Below are 15,878 nucleotides of genomic sequence, written 5' to 3'. Positions count from 1 at the left end.
ACCAGTAAGTATAATTAAATTTATACCGTTAATTCATTTTTGTCAAACCTTATTTAATAAAAGGTTGGACAAAGTTATAAAAGCGTCTATAATGACTAGTACATACTTCATTGTGAGAGGAGTTGATTCCATGGATGATTTTTCTCAAAATTACTCTATATCTAGCGTTGAAGCGATTACTGGGATTAAAAAAGAAACATTGCGTAAGTGGGAACAACGCTATGACTTTTTACATCCAACACGACTAGAGAATGGTTATCGTCAGTATTCACAGCAACAAGTAGAGTTTTTATGTTTATTACAAAGTCAATTGCAACAAGGCATTTCATTAAAAAAATCTATTCAGTATGCAACTGAGCAAACTGAAAAAAGACCATCTACCCCTTCTCTTGTCGAACCTTTTCTTTACCAATTACTCGCCTACGGAGAAGAATGTGACGAAGAAGCTTTTTCCATCACATTACATCAAGCTCATCAAACACTTGGTTTGACCGTTTACTTGCAACAACTTATTCGCCCGTTCTTGCAAGAAGTAGGTAGACGTTGGTCAACAAAACAATGGTCCGAATATCAAGAAAAATTCGTATCTACAATTATTCAAAATCATCTTGTTGAAGTGAAACAACAAATCCCTGTTTCTAAAAATGCACCACTGGTGATTGGCGCTTGCTTACCATACGAAAACCATGAACTACCTTTGCACATTCTACTCTTACAAATTCTATTAAAAGGTTATCGCGTATTTTTAATTGGACGTTCACCAGCAGCAGGTACAATCGAGGACTTTGTAGATAAATTACACCCAACTGTTGTACTATTATCAGCTACAACTCATATACCGTTGGATCATCCAAACTATTTATATGAATTGGATGAGTTCGCCAAAAAGCGTCCAAAAATAACTTTTTTCTTAGGTGGTACAGGGGCTAATCAACTGATTGAAAGAAAACCTTTGACAACCATTACGATTACACATACGCTTGAACCAATTTGGAATGCATTAAAAAAGACTACTTCTTAAAAATCGAATCTTCTTAGAGGGTTCGATTTTTATTTACATTTTCTCTGCTTCGTATGTAATGGTATAAAACTATTTTGTCCAACCTTTGCTCAAGTAAGTTGTATAATACAAAATAACGTATTATTCAATTATCTATTCGACTAGTTTTCGCTCCACACGCACACAACCTCATTCTTCTTACTCTTTAAAACGTACCCCTTTTTAAATTCCTCTAGTCCTTAATTCAGTTATAAAGAAAAAGACATAAAATATATGTACATATTTATACATATACCCCTTAATTATACAAAAAAAGATTGTTTTTTCATGTAATCATACTTCCAAAAACAATTCTTTCAATTAATTATGAAATTTTTTTACAAATATTAAAGACTCATACTGTTCAAGTGTACCACTTATTTCCTTAAAAAGAATTTATTTCGTCTTATTTACAGTAAATCAAAAAAAGCTTCCGACGATTTGAATTATTCGTCGAAAACTTTTTATAATTTATTGATTTTTTACTGTTGCAATATGAATCGGTGATAAAATATCACGTACTACCCAACTCGCTGCAATCAAACCTACAGATGATGGAACGAATGCATTAGATGATGGTGGCATTTTCGCTTTACGAATAGCTGCATCTGGATTCCCAACTTCTCCTACAACATCTGGACGAATCACAATCGGGCTTTCATCTGAGAAAATAACAGGCACGCCCTTTTTAATCCCCTCTTTACGAAGTTTTGTACGAATGACTTTTGCAAGTGGATCTGTATGTGTTTTAGATATATCTGCAATTTGGAATCGCGTTGGATCCATCTTATTCGCAGCACCCATACTTGAGATAATTGGAATATCACGCTTTAAGCACTCTTTCATAATATGAATTTTATATATTACTGTATCTGATGCATCAATAACATAATCTGGCTTGTAGCTGAAAAATTCTTCATATGTTTCTTCTGTATAAAACATGTGTAAATCATGTACTTCACAATCTGGGTTGATATCTGCGATACGTTCTTTCATGACTGCTGATTTTGAGCGTCCGATTGTTGACATATATGCGACTAACTGACGGTTAATATTTGTAATATCCACATCATCTTTATCTACTAAAATAATACGACCAATTCCAGAACGTGCGATGGCTTCTGCTGCGAATGAACCTACTCCACCTACACCTAGAATAGCGACTGTCTTATTTTTTAATAACTCAATACCTTCTGTACCCACTGCTAACTCATTACGAGAAAATTGATGTAACAAAATAACCCACTCCGATATGTTTTTTGTAAGTATTCCTACTTAATTACTCTGAAAAAAATATACAATGTAACGCACGTAATTGCAAGTAAAAATCCAAACAACTCGAACGCATAACGAATTGTTTGGATTCTTTTTAAATCGTTAAATCAGTTAAGACAATCACATTTGCATGATCTTGTAATGCTGTAACTGGAACATCGATTGTTTTTTCACCATGAATTAATGCTTCAAGTGCAGCACGTTTTTTTTCACCTACTGCAATCAGTACAATTTGTTTCGCACGAAGAATAGATGAAATCCCCATCGTAATCGCTTCTGTTGGTACTTCATTAATCGAATGGAAAAAACGTGCATTCGCTTCACGTGTCGACTCTGTCAATGTTACAACATGTGTAGGCGCATCGAATGGCGTCCCTGGTTCATTAAAACCAATATGCCCATTTACTCCGATTCCCAATAGTTGAAAATCAAGTGTTGTTGCTTGCAATTTTTGTTCATACGCTGCCGCTTCTGCTTTTGCATCTTTAGCTTCACCATTCGGTAACGTCGATTTTGCAAATGGCTTTTGATTAAATAAATGCTTTTTCATAAAAGATACATAACTCTCTGTATGTGTCGCAGGTAATCCTACATACTCATCTAAATTAAAGCTTTCACATGTAGAAAAATCTAAATCACTCGCACAAATTTTCTCATATAAAGGAATCATCGTTCCTCCAGTTGCCAAACCAAATGTTTTTGCGCCATTTTCTTTTGCTTCTTTAAAAAGCTCCATACCTCTTGTGTATAATTCATCTAAATTCGAAATTACTTCTAATTTGATTGACATAGTTTACTCCTTTTAATGTGTTTTTAACTCTTGCGAAAACTGTTTCAGAAATGTATAAGCAAGTGTACGTTCAATTCTTTGCAAAGCGCCAATAACCGCACCTCCAACGGGCGAGACTTTTGGTGCAATAAAAACATAGGGTAATTGTTTTTTCGCAATAATAATTGACAATAACTCCTCATATAATTCAAAATTTGTAAAAACGCCACCCATTAGTACAACGGGAATAAACATTCCTTTTTGCCATTCTGTTTGTTTTCGACACGCTTCGATTGCCTCAATAAATTGAGCACAAGATGTCTCAATAATTTCTCTAGCTATTGGATCTTTTTGAAGTGCAGATTCTTCCACATATCGACTTAAAGAAGCAATATATGTGCGTGGATGCTCTTGTGAATAAACACAATGGACTAATTCGGGCACATTTTCAACACCACAATGCTTTAAAACTTTTGTTGTCAATATCGTTTCAGGTCCTCGTTCTTGCAATATGTACAATGCCTAGTTTTCGAAGTGTATCTGCATATAAAGCGATACACGCGTCACTCTCTATTATAATCGAAACTTCATCACCATAAAACCTTTTGAAAATAGAATAGACACTTTTTTCTAATCCCATTTCCATTACTCCAACATGCCTAGCAAAATAACTTTTAACTAAATGAAAAACAACAGGATTTCGCTCTTGTAAAAAGTGGAAATTTAACTGTCAACTCTAACATGTGACGATTTAATTTTCACAAAGTTTCTTCATTAGATGAAGTGCTTGATTTAATACATTTTCACCGTTCATCATACCGTAGTCGGACATGCTAATAACATCTAGCGGAATACCTGTACCTGCTAACTTTTTATCGAAAGATGATTTTAAGTAACGGACTTGTGGTCCAAGTAACAGGACATCAATTGATTTGTTGTCCATTGTTTTTTTACTTCATTTTCTGCAATGGCAAAAATATCTGCCTCCATATTTTGTCTCTGTGCTACTTTTTACATTTCGTTACGAGTAAATTTGTACTCATCCCTGCTACGCATACCAACATAATCGTTTTCACTGTGCAACTCCCCTTTGAAATGTAAACGTTTTCTTGATTTGAACATAGCATTTATTGATATATACCACAACTTTTTTCACATTTTAACTATTAATTGCATTGGTACATTTAGATAAAATAATACTATCAAAGCTTTGAATTTAAGTGGTATAGTCCAATTTTCTCCTTATTTAAAATACTCATTGAAAAGACAATTACTTTTCGGAAAGAGTTGATTTATTTCTGAAATAATCTCACCATCTACTTGTACACATTGGCGATAAAGAAGTTGTTCAATTGGGTCATAACCAGCAACTAAAGAAGCCAAATGTTGGATTGAAATCGTCCATAAGCGTGTAGTAGGTTTTATTATTATTTCTCAACAGATCCTTTATGGATAGGAAAAACACCTTCATTCCAAAGTGCAAATGTACCCAGAACTTGTATATAAAAAGAAATATTTTTTTGGTAATGTCAGTTATGTAAAAAAAGCATATACATCTACAATACGGAGCATCGTTTCTCGTTTTCGTTGTTGTTTAATTTGTGGTTTAGTAAATGACAACATAAATTTCTGTTCTATTGATATAACACCTCTTACTTTATCAATACTAGAGGCATGCGAAAAAACATAACGCTAAATTGCTTCTTCTACTGAATAGTAATCATGGACTGTAAAGTGTAAATTTCTATAAAAACCCCCTCGATGTTTTAAAAAAAGCCATCCGAAAATAGCGATACAATTACCCTATTTTCAAGATAGCTTTTATTTAATTTATAATAGATTTTCAATTACATAATTTTCGATGTCAGCTGATGTCGTTAACGTTAAAATATGATCAATGTGTTTTTTCATTTCAGCTTTTGATAACTTCGAAATTTGAGCACGTGCATGTAAGATAGATGAAGCACTCATCGAGAATTCATCTAAACCAAAACCAAGCAAGATTGGGATGGCAATCTCGTCTCCTGCCATTTCACCACACATGCCAACCCATTTACCATTTGCATGTGCAGCATCTATTACATTTTTAACTAAACGCAAGATTGCTGGATGGTAAGGTTGATATAAATAAGATACTTTTTCGTTCATACGATCAGCAGCTAATGTATATTGAATTAAATCGTTCGTCCCAATCGATAAAAAGTCTGCTTCTTTTGCGAATAAATCAGCAATAACTGCTGCAGATGGAATTTCTACCATCATACCCACTTCAATATCATCTGATACTTCGAACCCTTCCTCAATTAATTCAGCTTTTACTTCCATTAAAAAGTTTTTAGCTGTACGGAATTCATCGAGTGTCGCAATCATTGGGAACATAATCTTTAAATCCCCATGAATACTTGCGCGTAATAATGCACGTAATTGCACACGGAATAATGAGCGCTCTTCTAAGCATAGACGAATTGCACGATATCCTAAGAAGGGGTTCATTTCCTCTGGAAGCGTTAAATAACTCAGTTCTTTATCCCCACCTATATCAAGTGTACGAACTACTGTCTTACGCCCTTCCATTTTCTCAAGAACTGTTTTATATGCTATATACTGCTCTTCCTCGGACGGAAAATCATTACGGTCCATGTATAGGAATTCGGTTCTAAATAGACCTACACCATCCCCACCATTTGCTCTCACAACCTCCGCATCATCTGGTCTACCTATATTCCCTGCAATTTCGACGTGATGACCATCTCGATCTACACTTGGTTGGTCAATATAAGCACGAAGCGCCGCTTGTTCTGCTTCAAAGGCTTCTTTCTTTTGCTCATATTCGTTTACAACTTTTTGCGTCGGGTTGAAGATTGCAATACCTGTTGAACCATCTAATACAACCATTTCATTATGTTCAACAGATGTGGTCGCGATTTTTGTACCAACAATCGCAGGTATTTCAAGCGTACGTGCTAAAATAGCGGAGTGCGATGTACGTCCACCGATATCTGTTATAAAACCTTGTACAAATTGTTTGTTCAATTGTGCTGTCATAGATGGTGTTAAATCATCTGCAATAATAATGACGTCCTCTGCAATAGTGGTTAAATCTGGTAAATCAACTTCAAGTAGCTTAGCGAGAATACGTTGCGAGACATCACGAATGTCGGCAGCACGCTCTTTCATATATTCATTATCCATTGATTCAAAAGTAGCTATAAATGTGGAAGCCACTTCATCTAGTGCAGCTTCAGCATTTACACCTTTATCAATTTTACTTTCTATTGTCATACGCATTTCTGGATCTTGTAAAACAAGTAGATGTGCAGAGAAAATTTCAGCATTTTCTTTTCCAAACTTTTCAATAGCGTGATTCCGAATCAACTCTAACTCGATTTTTGCAAGATCGATTGCGCGCTGTAATCGTGCTTTTTCCTCTGAAAAATCTTTTATTTCGTACTTATTAAAGGTTAAGTTTGGTTCTACAAGGCGGTAGGCTTTAGCAACGGCAATACCATTTGAAACGCCAATTCCTTTAATCTCCAACATACTATACCTCTACTCCAATACCTTCTTCTAGAATTACTGCACCTGCTTTTTCTACCGCTGCCTCTTCATCACTACCATTTGCTGAAATTGTAATAATTCCATCTGCTGGAATTCCTAATGCCATAACACCCATAATTGATTTTAAATTTACTGAACGACCATCATATGTTAATTGAACATCCGATGAGAACGGTGTTACCGCTGATACTAATAGTGTACATGGACGTGCATGTAAGCCTTCTGAGCTTGTAATTTTATATTGTTTTTCCATTCTAAAAACCTCCATTTAATTAAAAGTTAATACGGTGTTCATATTGCTTCATATAAAATGCATTTGTATTTCCTTCTTGTTCAACGTTATTACTCACAAAAATAGGAAACGTTTTTTTGTCATCGTGAAATAATTGCACAACGCGCACAATGACTTCATTTAATAATGTAACGCCTGCAAGAGTTGATACTGGACCATAACGCAAACCGTTTTGCTCCATAATACCATCACCAAGTGGTACATGTGTATTTAATACCACATCTGCATAGGTTTCTAATCTTTTTTTTGTTGGATGTTTAGAAGATTGTTCACAATATGCTAATGATTGCAGTGTTATCACAGGTATACCCTTTTCTTTTGCTCGTAAAGCTATCTCAATCGGTACAGCATTTTTTCCACTTGTTGAAATAACAATAAGTACATCATGAGATTGAAATTCAAAATGCGACCAATATTCTTCGATGTGCGAAAGGTCCTTTTCATTTTCTGAAGATATTTCTGCACCTTTATGCAACATGAGTGGTTCGATGCATACAGCTTTAGCTGGTACTAAACCACCTGCTCGGTAATAAGCCTCTTGAGCAATTAATTGCGAATGACCACAACCAAACAATTGCAAAATGCCCCCTTGTTCAATAGACTGATAAATTATATTTGCAGCTTGTTCGATTGCTTGTTGCTCTTGTTCTTCTAGTACTTGAAGAAGATTCGCCACTTTTTGCAAATAGATGCTCATTCTTTCACCTCTGAATTTCACTAATAAATTTATAACGATCTGCTCGATAAGAAGAACGTACCAATTCAAATGGTCTTCCATCTGTTAAGTAACTAATACGCTTAATCATTAGTACAACTGCAGATGGATCAATTTGAAGATACTTACTATCCTCTTTTGCTACAATAGAAGCTTCCATCTGCTGAATCGCGTTCCCAATTTTCAAACCATATGTGTCTTCTACCAAACGATAGAGCGAACCATTAAATGATTCTTCTGTTAAATTAGGTAAAGCTCTAACTGGAATATACGTACGTTCGATTGCCATCGGTTGCTCATCTGCATTACGAATTCGCACGATGAAATATACTTCTTCGCCTTCTTCTAATAGTAAATCTCGTGCTATATCAAATGGTGGTTGTTGTTTTTCAAACTTAATTAATTTATTACTTGGCACTAAACCTCTCGCACGCATATCTTCTGTGAAACTCGTCAAACCGTTCAATGGCTGTTCTAATTTAGGTTTTGATACAAAAGTACCTCTCCCTTTTTCACGATACAATAAGCCATTTAATACAAGATTTGTGATTGCTTGGCGCACTGTCATACGACTTACTCCAAAAATCACAGATAATTCTCTTTCTGAAGGAATTGGCTCTCCCACTACATATTCACCCGAATCGATACGTCTTTTTAGTTCTTCTTCAATTTGGACATAGATTGGAATATGTGAACTTTTGTTTACCAAAATACATCATCCTTTACATTTTGTGCGCTTCAAAGACAACTTTACCTTTTTTAATAGTCTTTTGTACAATCAAATCCTGGTCTAATAAGACAAAATCTGCATCTGCACCAACACAGATTTTCCCTTTATTTAATTCGTTCAACTGTTGCGCTGCATTTGCTGATGACATAGCTACAAGTTCTTCCATTGTACAGTTTGTTAATTGTTTCATATGTCTAAGAGCTGCATCCATTGTGAGCACACTGCCTGCTAAAGCACCATTTGAAAGGTGTGCTCCTGTTTCTGTTACATGTACTGTTTGACCACCCAAATCATAGTCACCATAAGGGACACCCTTTGCACGCATTGCATCTGTAATTAAAATAATGCCAGATGCACCTTTCATACGATATGCTAATTTAACTGCTTGTTCGTGACTATGAATAAAATCGACAATTAACTCGACTTTAATCGCATCCAGTAATAAACTTGCTCCCACCACACCAGGTTCTCGGTGATGGAATGGTCGCATCTGATTATAGAGATGTGTTCCTTGTGTCGCACCATAATTTACTGCTTGTTCCACCTCATCGTACGTTGCATCAGAGTGACCAATCGATACAATGACTCCTTCTTTTGAGACCGCCTTCACAAATTCAAAACCATTTTCTACCTCTGGTGCTACCGTAATTTCCTTTATTTTATTTCCACTTAGTTGCTGCCATTTTCTAAAGAGTTCAATAGATGGTGGAATAATATATTCTTCTGGTTGTGCACCTACACGATGAATGGATATAAATGGCCCTTCTACATGGACACCTAAAACTTCTGCTTCATCTTCTGTATTTTCAAAATGTGCAATAGTTTGTAGTGCTGATTCAATGGCTTCTATTTTTTGTGTCATTGTTGTGGCTAAAAAACTTGTAACCCCTTCTTTGACGAGTGATTTTGCCATCGTATGCAAAGCATCTTCGGTAGCATCCATTGTATCTACACCGGCAGACCCATGGATGTGTAAATCGATGAACCCTGGAAATAGATACTGATTTTCTCCATCTATTTCTTCAGTTGTTTGTTGCGTTAGAGATGAACCAATAGCTATAATTTTTCCCTCTTGAATCACTACATCTTGATTTTCAAATGACTGATCGGCATTGACAATATGCACGTTTTTTATTTTGACTGTAGACATATGTGCTTTATCATCCTTTCTATTTAAGTAAAGGACAATGCAGGAGAAGTTTCTCCCGCATTGTAGTGATTAATTATTTTACATCAATAATACTTGCTGTACCTGCTTCTTGATATCCTGATTTTTTCAGCGTAACTTCTTTTCCTTGTGAATTTGTGAAGACAACTGGCGTTACGAGCGATGGAACTTGTGAGCGAATCGCTTCAATATCCACATTCATTAATTTGTCGCCTCGTTGAATAAATTGATTAGCTTCTACAAATATTTCGAATCCTTCACCATTTAATTTTACAGTGTCTAAACCAACATGAATGAGAATTTCCATCCCATTATCTGCTTGAATACCAATCGCATGTTTTGTTGGGAATACCATCACGACTTTACCGTCAACCGGTGATTGAATAACACCGTCTTGAATATCAATACCAAATCCAGGTCCCATTGCTCCAGACGCAAATGCTTGATCTGGAATGTCTGCAAGTGGTAAAAGTTTACCTGTAATCGGCATTTCAAAATCTCCTGGAATGAACGCTTCATTCTCTGTTGGTGCATCTTCTTTTAATGCTGTAATTTCAATAGATTCATCTTTTAATGGTGGATTCCCAGCTTTTATTCGATTTTTAATTGCTTCTGCTAGGAACTCAACAGATGTTCCAATAATCACTTGTACATTGGTTTTACTAATTTTCATAACACCACGTGCGCCATATTTTTTTAATTCTTTTTCATCTACTTTTTCTGAATCTTTTAATGTCATACGAAGACGCGTTGTACAATAATCAACTTGTTGAATATTATCTACGCCACCTAATCCTTCGATAGTATGATACGCTTTGGCTTCTAATACTTCATCTCCAGACATACCTACCATATCTGCTTCTTCTTCCTCATCTTCACGTCCTGGTGTTTTTAAATCCAGTTTGCGAATTAAGAAGTAGAAAATAACAAAGTAAAGTGCACCGAAGACTAAACCAAGAGGTATCAGTAATAATGGATTTTCAGCTAACCTATAATTTAAAAGATAATCAATAAAGCTAGCGGAGAAACCAAAACCATCACGGAAGCCTACAATGTAAGCAACAGCAAGTGAAATACCTGTTAATACGGCATGAATTCCATATAAGATTGGTGATAAGAACATGAATGAGAATTCAATTGGTTCTGTTACACCTGTTAAGAATGCTGTAATACCAATCGATAAGAACATACCTGCTACAAGCGGACGTCTTTTCTTTTCTGCTGCTAAGAACATCGCTAAACATGCAGCTGGTAAACCAAACATCATAATCGGGAAGAAACCAGCTTGGAAATGTCCTGCTGTTGGATCCGCTGCTAAGAAACGTGGAATATCACCTTTTACAATATTTCCTGCTGTTGTCGTAAATGTTCCAAAATCAAACCATACGACTGTATTAATAACATGATGTAAGCCTGTTGGTATTAATAATCGATTTAAAAAACCATAAATCCCTGCACCAAGAGGCCCTGCACCTATCATCCAATTCGCTACACTATCCAGTAGTGCTTGAGGGTAGCCCCATAACACACCTAAAATTGCCCCTAAAATTGCCATGACAATCGATGTAATGATGGGAACAAACCGTCGACCACCGAAGAAGGAGAGCCATTCAGGGAATTGAATATTACGGAATTTATTATAAAGTAGACCTGCTGTCACCCCTGAAATTACACCACCGAACACTCCCATATCTAGTTTGTCATTAACGGACCCTAAAACAGCTACAAGTACTAGCTGTGCAATCAAACCGGCTAAAGCCGCAGCACCTGCACCGTCAACAGCTAATCCCATCGCAATACCAACAGCAAAAATAATGGGTAGATTGCCTAGAATTGCATTACCTGCAGCTACCATAATAGCAGCTACGTATTGAATCCATGCAATGTCGATATGCCCTAACATATCATCCGAGCCGAATCGTACTAGTATTGCAGCAGCTGGTAATGTCGCAATTGGAAACATTAAAGACTTACCAATTTTTTGTAAAAAAGCCAACATGTTTATCCCACTCCTTTGTTAAAATTTTCTTATTGGTATAGTTGTCTATACCAATTATAAAGCGTTTTCACAGACTTGAAAACCCCTTTATATAATTGTTCTTTTCCCTTTATAATTGGTATGAAACAAAAAAACAGATTATCGTTGCTAAAATAGCTTTTTTCGATAACCTGTATAGTTAAAATTATTTTTGAATTTTTTGTAAAAGCGGGTGAATAACGAAGTGAATCATCTTCGCTTCATTCGGATCACCTTTTGCACAAAATTGATGCGTTGGGAAGGAGTAGGGTTCCATCTGCATTTCAATATACTTCTGAACGAATGGATTTGCTTGAATTGCTTGCATCGCATACTCTTCTTCATCCAGTTGGTATGCCAACATGAAAACCCATGTTAACCATCTAAACAAAGCCGTGTCTTCAATGGCTGTTTGTAATAAATCTTCTAAAATTTTTGGTTGATCAATTAAAAAGTGTAAGCACGCATAGAAATAATATAGTATTGTATGCTGCCTTAACTCATTGAATGGAATGTCTGACAAAATGGCTAACGCTTCCTCAAAACGTCCTTGTTGATATAATAATGTAGTTTTGAGTAAATAAATCCGATTGCGATTCAACATTGTAATTGGATAGTCTTGTAAAATAGCTAAACGTTCATCAGCTGTTTCATATTCCGATAAAATAATTTGGGCATCATGATTATTCGGGTCATAGTTTAATGCTAAACGTGCTAGTTCATATCTCTTACGTTCGCCATCTTCTAAAAAAGCTTCGTATGCATACTTTTGTGCTTTTTCATGTTTTTTAATTGGTTTATATGGAATATGTTCAAGCTTTTTTTCCATACGTTTTTCATCTAAATCATTTGTAAAAATCATTTTTTCTAAATGTTTATGCATTTGCCATTGTTTGAATTCATCCATTGTTGCGTCTGTACCAACAAAATAAATAGCTTGTCGAATTTTATCAAACATAAAAACATCAAAATCTTGTTCAAAATACATCGAAATTTTCTTACTATAACGTGCAATTGTACTTGGTGATACATCAAAAATCGTACCAAGTCTTTTTTGTGTGATGACACGTGGAACAAAGTCGTAGCGCATACCAAAATCAAGAACTGCTGCAATTAATGCCTGTTTTTTTCGCACATGCTCAATACGCTGTTCTTCCATGAGATAGTTGAAAAATAGACATGTCAAACGATCACTCTTTACATCTAAATCAAGAAATAACATGTCTAAATTAACAATAAGCTGAAGTACTTCAACATTCATTCCTTTTTCATCTGGTTGTAATACTGGGTTTTCTGTAATCAAGTCTAATAGACAATCCAATAAACTTTCTTTAAAAAAAGCTTCTAATTCTTCATGCTTCGATTGTTCGAAGCGATGGAACCAACTATCTAACAAAATCTCTTGAGAAGCTTCTAAAATAATAGCACTACTTAGTAGTCCATAAAAACGCTCATTTACACCTGGTACGACATGTCCTAAAATCAAATTACCTTCTACTTGATCTTCCAAATCAACATCGGCTAAATAAATACATTCACCTGTCCAAATATGTTCAGCAATCACATAGTCTTCATAGAAAAACTTCATTCGACCAACAAAATAATAAGGTGTTTGCCAACTAGATAAAATGAGATGTGTTTTTGGTTGGACAATCGCTTTCATCTGCTCGATTAGATGATACCCCCACTCCAAACGATTCTCAGTAAAGAAATAGAGATCCGTCAATAAATGTTGGAGTGTGGCAGAATCAATTTGCTCTTTAAAACATTGAAGACGCTCTATACCAACCCACTGTTGAAGCGCAATCAGTTCTTCTGCAGTTGGATGTTCAGATAGAAAAGTTTGAACAACTCGGCCTTTAATCGCTGTCCAATGTTTTTCAAGTGTATTATTTTTTTTAACGAAACAACACATACTCGCTTTCTTGCCACTCTGACAAGGACATAGTAGTTCTTCGTATGCCACGTAAGTCACATCCTCCCATTTATTCAATATAAATAAAAAAACTCCGATTCAATATGGAATCAGAGTTTTGAAATGTGTCAATATTAAATACAAATCCCGATTGTGCCGTCCATTAATGCATCGTTTGAACCCGCTCTCCGCAGGTGGGTGTTCGCACTCTAGAAAAATCATGTTCTCCGAAAAGACATACCTTTTCCTAAAGAATATAAAACTCCCTTATCATTAGTGTTCGGTTAAAACTGATGTATGTGTGACGAACACATCAGGATTTGTATTACAGATAATATAACATAAGCAATCTGTATATTTCAAATCATAAGCATCTTCTATCTGTTCCATTTTATCCCTTTATTATATCACTATAAGTACTAAAGGGAAATAATTCCTTTTAAAAATTCAAAATAAATTCATACTTCAACTATAGTTATTTATTTCCCTGTTTTATGTCTTCAAAACAATATTGTATATACTTTAGTAAGTGATTAAAAGTCTAGAATTTAAAAAAGAACTTTGGCATGAATTCATACCAAAGTTCCTCTCATTTTTAATTAATCTTCGTCTGCTAATGTTTTTACACGGATGTGTAATTCATCTAATTGTGCAGTTGATACATCAGAAGGTGCATCTGTTAATAAGCAGCTTGCTGATGCAGTTTTAGGGAATGCAATTGTATCACGTAAGTTATCGCGACCTGCAAGTAGCATGATGAAACGGTCAAGACCGAATGCTACACCACCATGTGGCGGTACGCCGAATTCAAATGCATCCATTAAGAAACCGAATTGTTCTTGTGCTTGTTCTTCTGTGAAACCAAGTAATTTGAACATTTTTTCTTGTAATTCTTTTTCATAAATACGTAATGAACCACCGCCAAGCTCGTAACCGTTTAATACGATATCGTATGCTTGTGCACGAACTTTACTTGGGTCTGTATCCATTAATTCTAAATCTTCATCGAATGGACGAGTGAATGGGTGATGTGCTGCTGTGTAGCGACCTGCTTCTTCATCATACTCAAGTAATGGCCAGTCTGTAATCCATAGGAATGCAAATTTAGACTCATCGATTAACTCTAAATCTTTACCTAATTTTTTACGAAGGGCGCCTAGAGCATCTGCCACGATTGCTGGCTTATCTGCTACGAATACTAATGTATCACCAGGTTCTGCACCCATACGTTCCATTAATTTTACGCCGTAATCGTCTTGGAAGAACTTACCGATTGGACCTGTTAAGCCTTCAACACCTGTTTCTGTCACTTTAATCCATGCAAGACCTTTTGCACCGTAACGACCAACAAATTTTGTTAATTCATCTAAGTCTTTACGAGAGTATTTGTCGTTTGCACCTTTGATATTTAAACCTTTTACTTGTTTACCATCTGCAACAGTTTGTGCGAATACTTTGAAACCACAACCATCTACAACATCTGATAACTCGATTAATTCTAAACCGAAACGAACATCTGGCTTATCTGAACCGTAACGTGCCATTGCTTCATCGTATTTCATACGTTGGAATGGACGTGGGATGTCTATGCCTTTTACTTCTTTCATTACTTTTTGAATTAAACGCTCATTGATTTCTAAGATTTGCTCTTGATCTAAGAAGCTCATCTCCATATCGATTTGCGTGAATTCTGGTTGACGGTCTGCACGTAAGTCTTCATCACGGAAGCAGCGTGCGATTTGGAAGTAACGCTCGAAACCTGACACCATTAATAATTGTTTAAATAATTGTGGTGATTGTGGTAAAGCATAGAATTCACCATCATGTACACGTGAAGGTACAAGGTAGTCACGTGCGCCTTCTGGTGTTGATTTTGTTAAGATTGGTGTTTCAACTTCTAGGAAACCTTCGTCTTGTAAGAAGTTACGTACCACTTTCGTTACGTCTGAACGTAGTTTGAATGTGTTATACATAACTGGACGACGTAAATCTAAGTAACGGTATTTTAAACGTAAATCTTCATTTACTTGAATACGATCTTCGATTTGGAATGGTGGAGTTTTTGCTTTGTTGATTAATGTTACACGGTCAACATACACTTCAATCGCACCTGTGTCTAAGTTCGGGTTCACCATTTCTGGTGTACGTGCGCGCACTTCACCTTCTACTTCGATAACATATTCACTACGGAATGAATCAGCAAGATCTAGTGCTTCTTGTGAGTTCTCTGGTGTGAATACAACCTGTGTTAAACCTGTACGGTCACGTAAGTCGATGAAGATTAATCCACCGAAGTCACGACGGTATTGTACCCAACCTTTTAATACAACGCGTTCGCCTACGTTTTCTGCACGTAGTACGCCACATTCATGTGTTCTTGTAGCCATTATTTTATCCCCC

The 15,878-nt window shown here is 35.8% G+C and carries 12 protein-coding genes, 1 other RNA gene and 1 pseudogene; 1 reads left to right on the top strand and 13 read right to left on the bottom strand.

Annotation, left to right across the window (positions count from 1 at the left end):
* Positions 1 to 130: 130 nt before the first annotated feature.
* Positions 131 to 1,021 carry a MerR family transcriptional regulator gene (locus ACKVQX_RS05085; protein ID WP_342302639.1) on the top strand — a complete coding sequence of 297 codons (891 nt, stop codon included), beginning with the start codon at positions 131 to 133 and terminating at the stop codon, positions 1,019 to 1,021.
* Between the two features lie 489 nt (positions 1,022 to 1,510).
* Here ACKVQX_RS05085 and ACKVQX_RS05080 read toward each other — a convergent pair whose 3' ends face one another.
* The 13 genes and pseudogenes from ACKVQX_RS05080 to aspS form a co-directional block, all read right to left on the bottom strand.
* Positions 1,511 to 2,275: a ThiF family adenylyltransferase gene (locus tag ACKVQX_RS05080; RefSeq protein WP_068452419.1), complete on the bottom strand. Its 765-nt coding sequence runs from the start codon at positions 2,273 to 2,275 to the stop codon at positions 1,511 to 1,513.
* Between the two features lie 133 nt (positions 2,276 to 2,408).
* Entirely contained in the window at positions 2,409 to 3,104 is a 696-nt protein-coding gene (locus tag ACKVQX_RS05075) for a glucosamine-6-phosphate deaminase (protein ID WP_165442699.1), read from the bottom strand.
* Between the two features lie 12 nt (positions 3,105 to 3,116).
* Positions 3,117 to 3,566 (bottom strand): BadF/BadG/BcrA/BcrD ATPase family protein, encoded by a 450-nt coding sequence (locus ACKVQX_RS05070; RefSeq protein ID WP_409136069.1) that lies wholly within the window; start codon positions 3,564 to 3,566, stop codon positions 3,117 to 3,119.
* A gap of 268 nt (positions 3,567 to 3,834) precedes the next feature.
* Positions 3,835 to 4,159, bottom strand: a pseudogene (locus ACKVQX_RS05065) (PTS sugar transporter subunit IIB).
* 754 nt (positions 4,160 to 4,913) lie between these two features.
* A complete protein-coding gene (ptsP, locus tag ACKVQX_RS05060) occupies positions 4,914 to 6,623 on the bottom strand; it encodes a phosphoenolpyruvate--protein phosphotransferase (protein WP_409136068.1) in 1,710 nt (569 codons plus the stop codon).
* A 1-nt stretch (position 6,624) separates the two neighbouring features.
* Entirely contained in the window at positions 6,625 to 6,894 is a 270-nt protein-coding gene (locus tag ACKVQX_RS05055) for an HPr family phosphocarrier protein (protein ID WP_068452408.1), read from the bottom strand.
* A 19-nt stretch (positions 6,895 to 6,913) separates the two neighbouring features.
* The gene (locus tag ACKVQX_RS05050; protein ID WP_068452405.1) at positions 6,914 to 7,630 is read right to left on the bottom strand and encodes a sugar isomerase domain-containing protein; all 717 of its coding nucleotides are present in this window, start codon (positions 7,628 to 7,630) and stop codon (positions 6,914 to 6,916) included.
* Between the two features lie 4 nt (positions 7,631 to 7,634).
* On the bottom strand, positions 7,635 to 8,357 hold the full coding sequence (locus ACKVQX_RS05045) for a GntR family transcriptional regulator (RefSeq protein WP_068452402.1): 723 nt from the start codon (positions 8,355 to 8,357) through the stop codon (positions 7,635 to 7,637).
* A gap of 13 nt (positions 8,358 to 8,370) precedes the next feature.
* Positions 8,371 to 9,528: an N-acetylglucosamine-6-phosphate deacetylase gene (gene nagA, locus ACKVQX_RS05040; RefSeq protein WP_068452399.1), complete on the bottom strand. Its 1,158-nt coding sequence runs from the start codon at positions 9,526 to 9,528 to the stop codon at positions 8,371 to 8,373.
* Between the two features lie 73 nt (positions 9,529 to 9,601).
* Positions 9,602 to 11,545, bottom strand: coding sequence for an N-acetylglucosamine-specific PTS transporter subunit IIBC (gene nagE / locus ACKVQX_RS05035; protein WP_285215212.1), 1,944 nt, complete (start codon positions 11,543 to 11,545; stop codon positions 9,602 to 9,604).
* A 184-nt stretch (positions 11,546 to 11,729) separates the two neighbouring features.
* On the bottom strand, positions 11,730 to 13,529 hold the full coding sequence (locus tag ACKVQX_RS05030; RefSeq protein WP_068452394.1) for a hypothetical protein: 1,800 nt from the start codon (positions 13,527 to 13,529) through the stop codon (positions 11,730 to 11,732).
* Positions 13,530 to 13,618: 89 nt separating this feature from the next.
* Positions 13,619 to 13,801: non-coding RNA, 6S RNA (ssrS, locus tag ACKVQX_RS05025), on the bottom strand.
* Positions 13,802 to 14,077: 276 nt separating this feature from the next.
* The gene (gene aspS / locus ACKVQX_RS05020; RefSeq protein WP_068452392.1) at positions 14,078 to 15,865 is read right to left on the bottom strand and encodes an aspartate--tRNA ligase; all 1,788 of its coding nucleotides are present in this window, start codon (positions 15,863 to 15,865) and stop codon (positions 14,078 to 14,080) included.
* Positions 15,866 to 15,878 lie beyond the last annotated feature (13 nt).

It is taken from the genome of Kurthia sp. ISK08, assembly GCF_046159805.1.
GTDB classification, from domain to species: domain Bacteria; phylum Bacillota; class Bacilli; order Bacillales_A; family Planococcaceae; genus Kurthia; species Kurthia gibsonii.
The sequence above is the reverse complement of the archived record's forward strand: the minus strand, read 5'-3'. Positions and strand labels throughout refer to the sequence as shown.

What these genes read in the sequence shown, in the direction of transcription:
- ptsP (WP_409136068.1), bottom strand. Translation starts at nt 6,623, where the DNA reads ATGTTGGAGATTAAAGGAATTGGCGTTTCAAATGGTATTGCCGTTGCT.
- ACKVQX_RS05085 (WP_342302639.1), top strand. Translation starts at nt 131, where the DNA reads ATGGATGATTTTTCTCAAAATTACTCTATATCTAGCGTTGAAGCGATT.
- ACKVQX_RS05075 (WP_165442699.1), bottom strand. Translation starts at nt 3,104, where the DNA reads ATGTCAATCAAATTAGAAGTAATTTCGAATTTAGATGAATTATACACA.
- ACKVQX_RS05055 (WP_068452408.1), bottom strand. Translation starts at nt 6,894, where the DNA reads ATGGAAAAACAATATAAAATTACAAGCTCAGAAGGCTTACATGCACGT.
- ACKVQX_RS05050 (WP_068452405.1), bottom strand. Translation starts at nt 7,630, where the DNA reads ATGAGCATCTATTTGCAAAAAGTGGCGAATCTTCTTCAAGTACTAGAA.
- aspS (WP_068452392.1), bottom strand. Translation starts at nt 15,865, where the DNA reads ATGGCTACAAGAACACATGAATGTGGCGTACTACGTGCAGAAAACGTA.
- nagE (WP_285215212.1), bottom strand. Translation starts at nt 11,545, where the DNA reads ATGTTGGCTTTTTTACAAAAAATTGGTAAGTCTTTAATGTTTCCAATT.
- nagA (WP_068452399.1), bottom strand. Translation starts at nt 9,528, where the DNA reads ATGTCTACAGTCAAAATAAAAAACGTGCATATTGTCAATGCCGATCAG.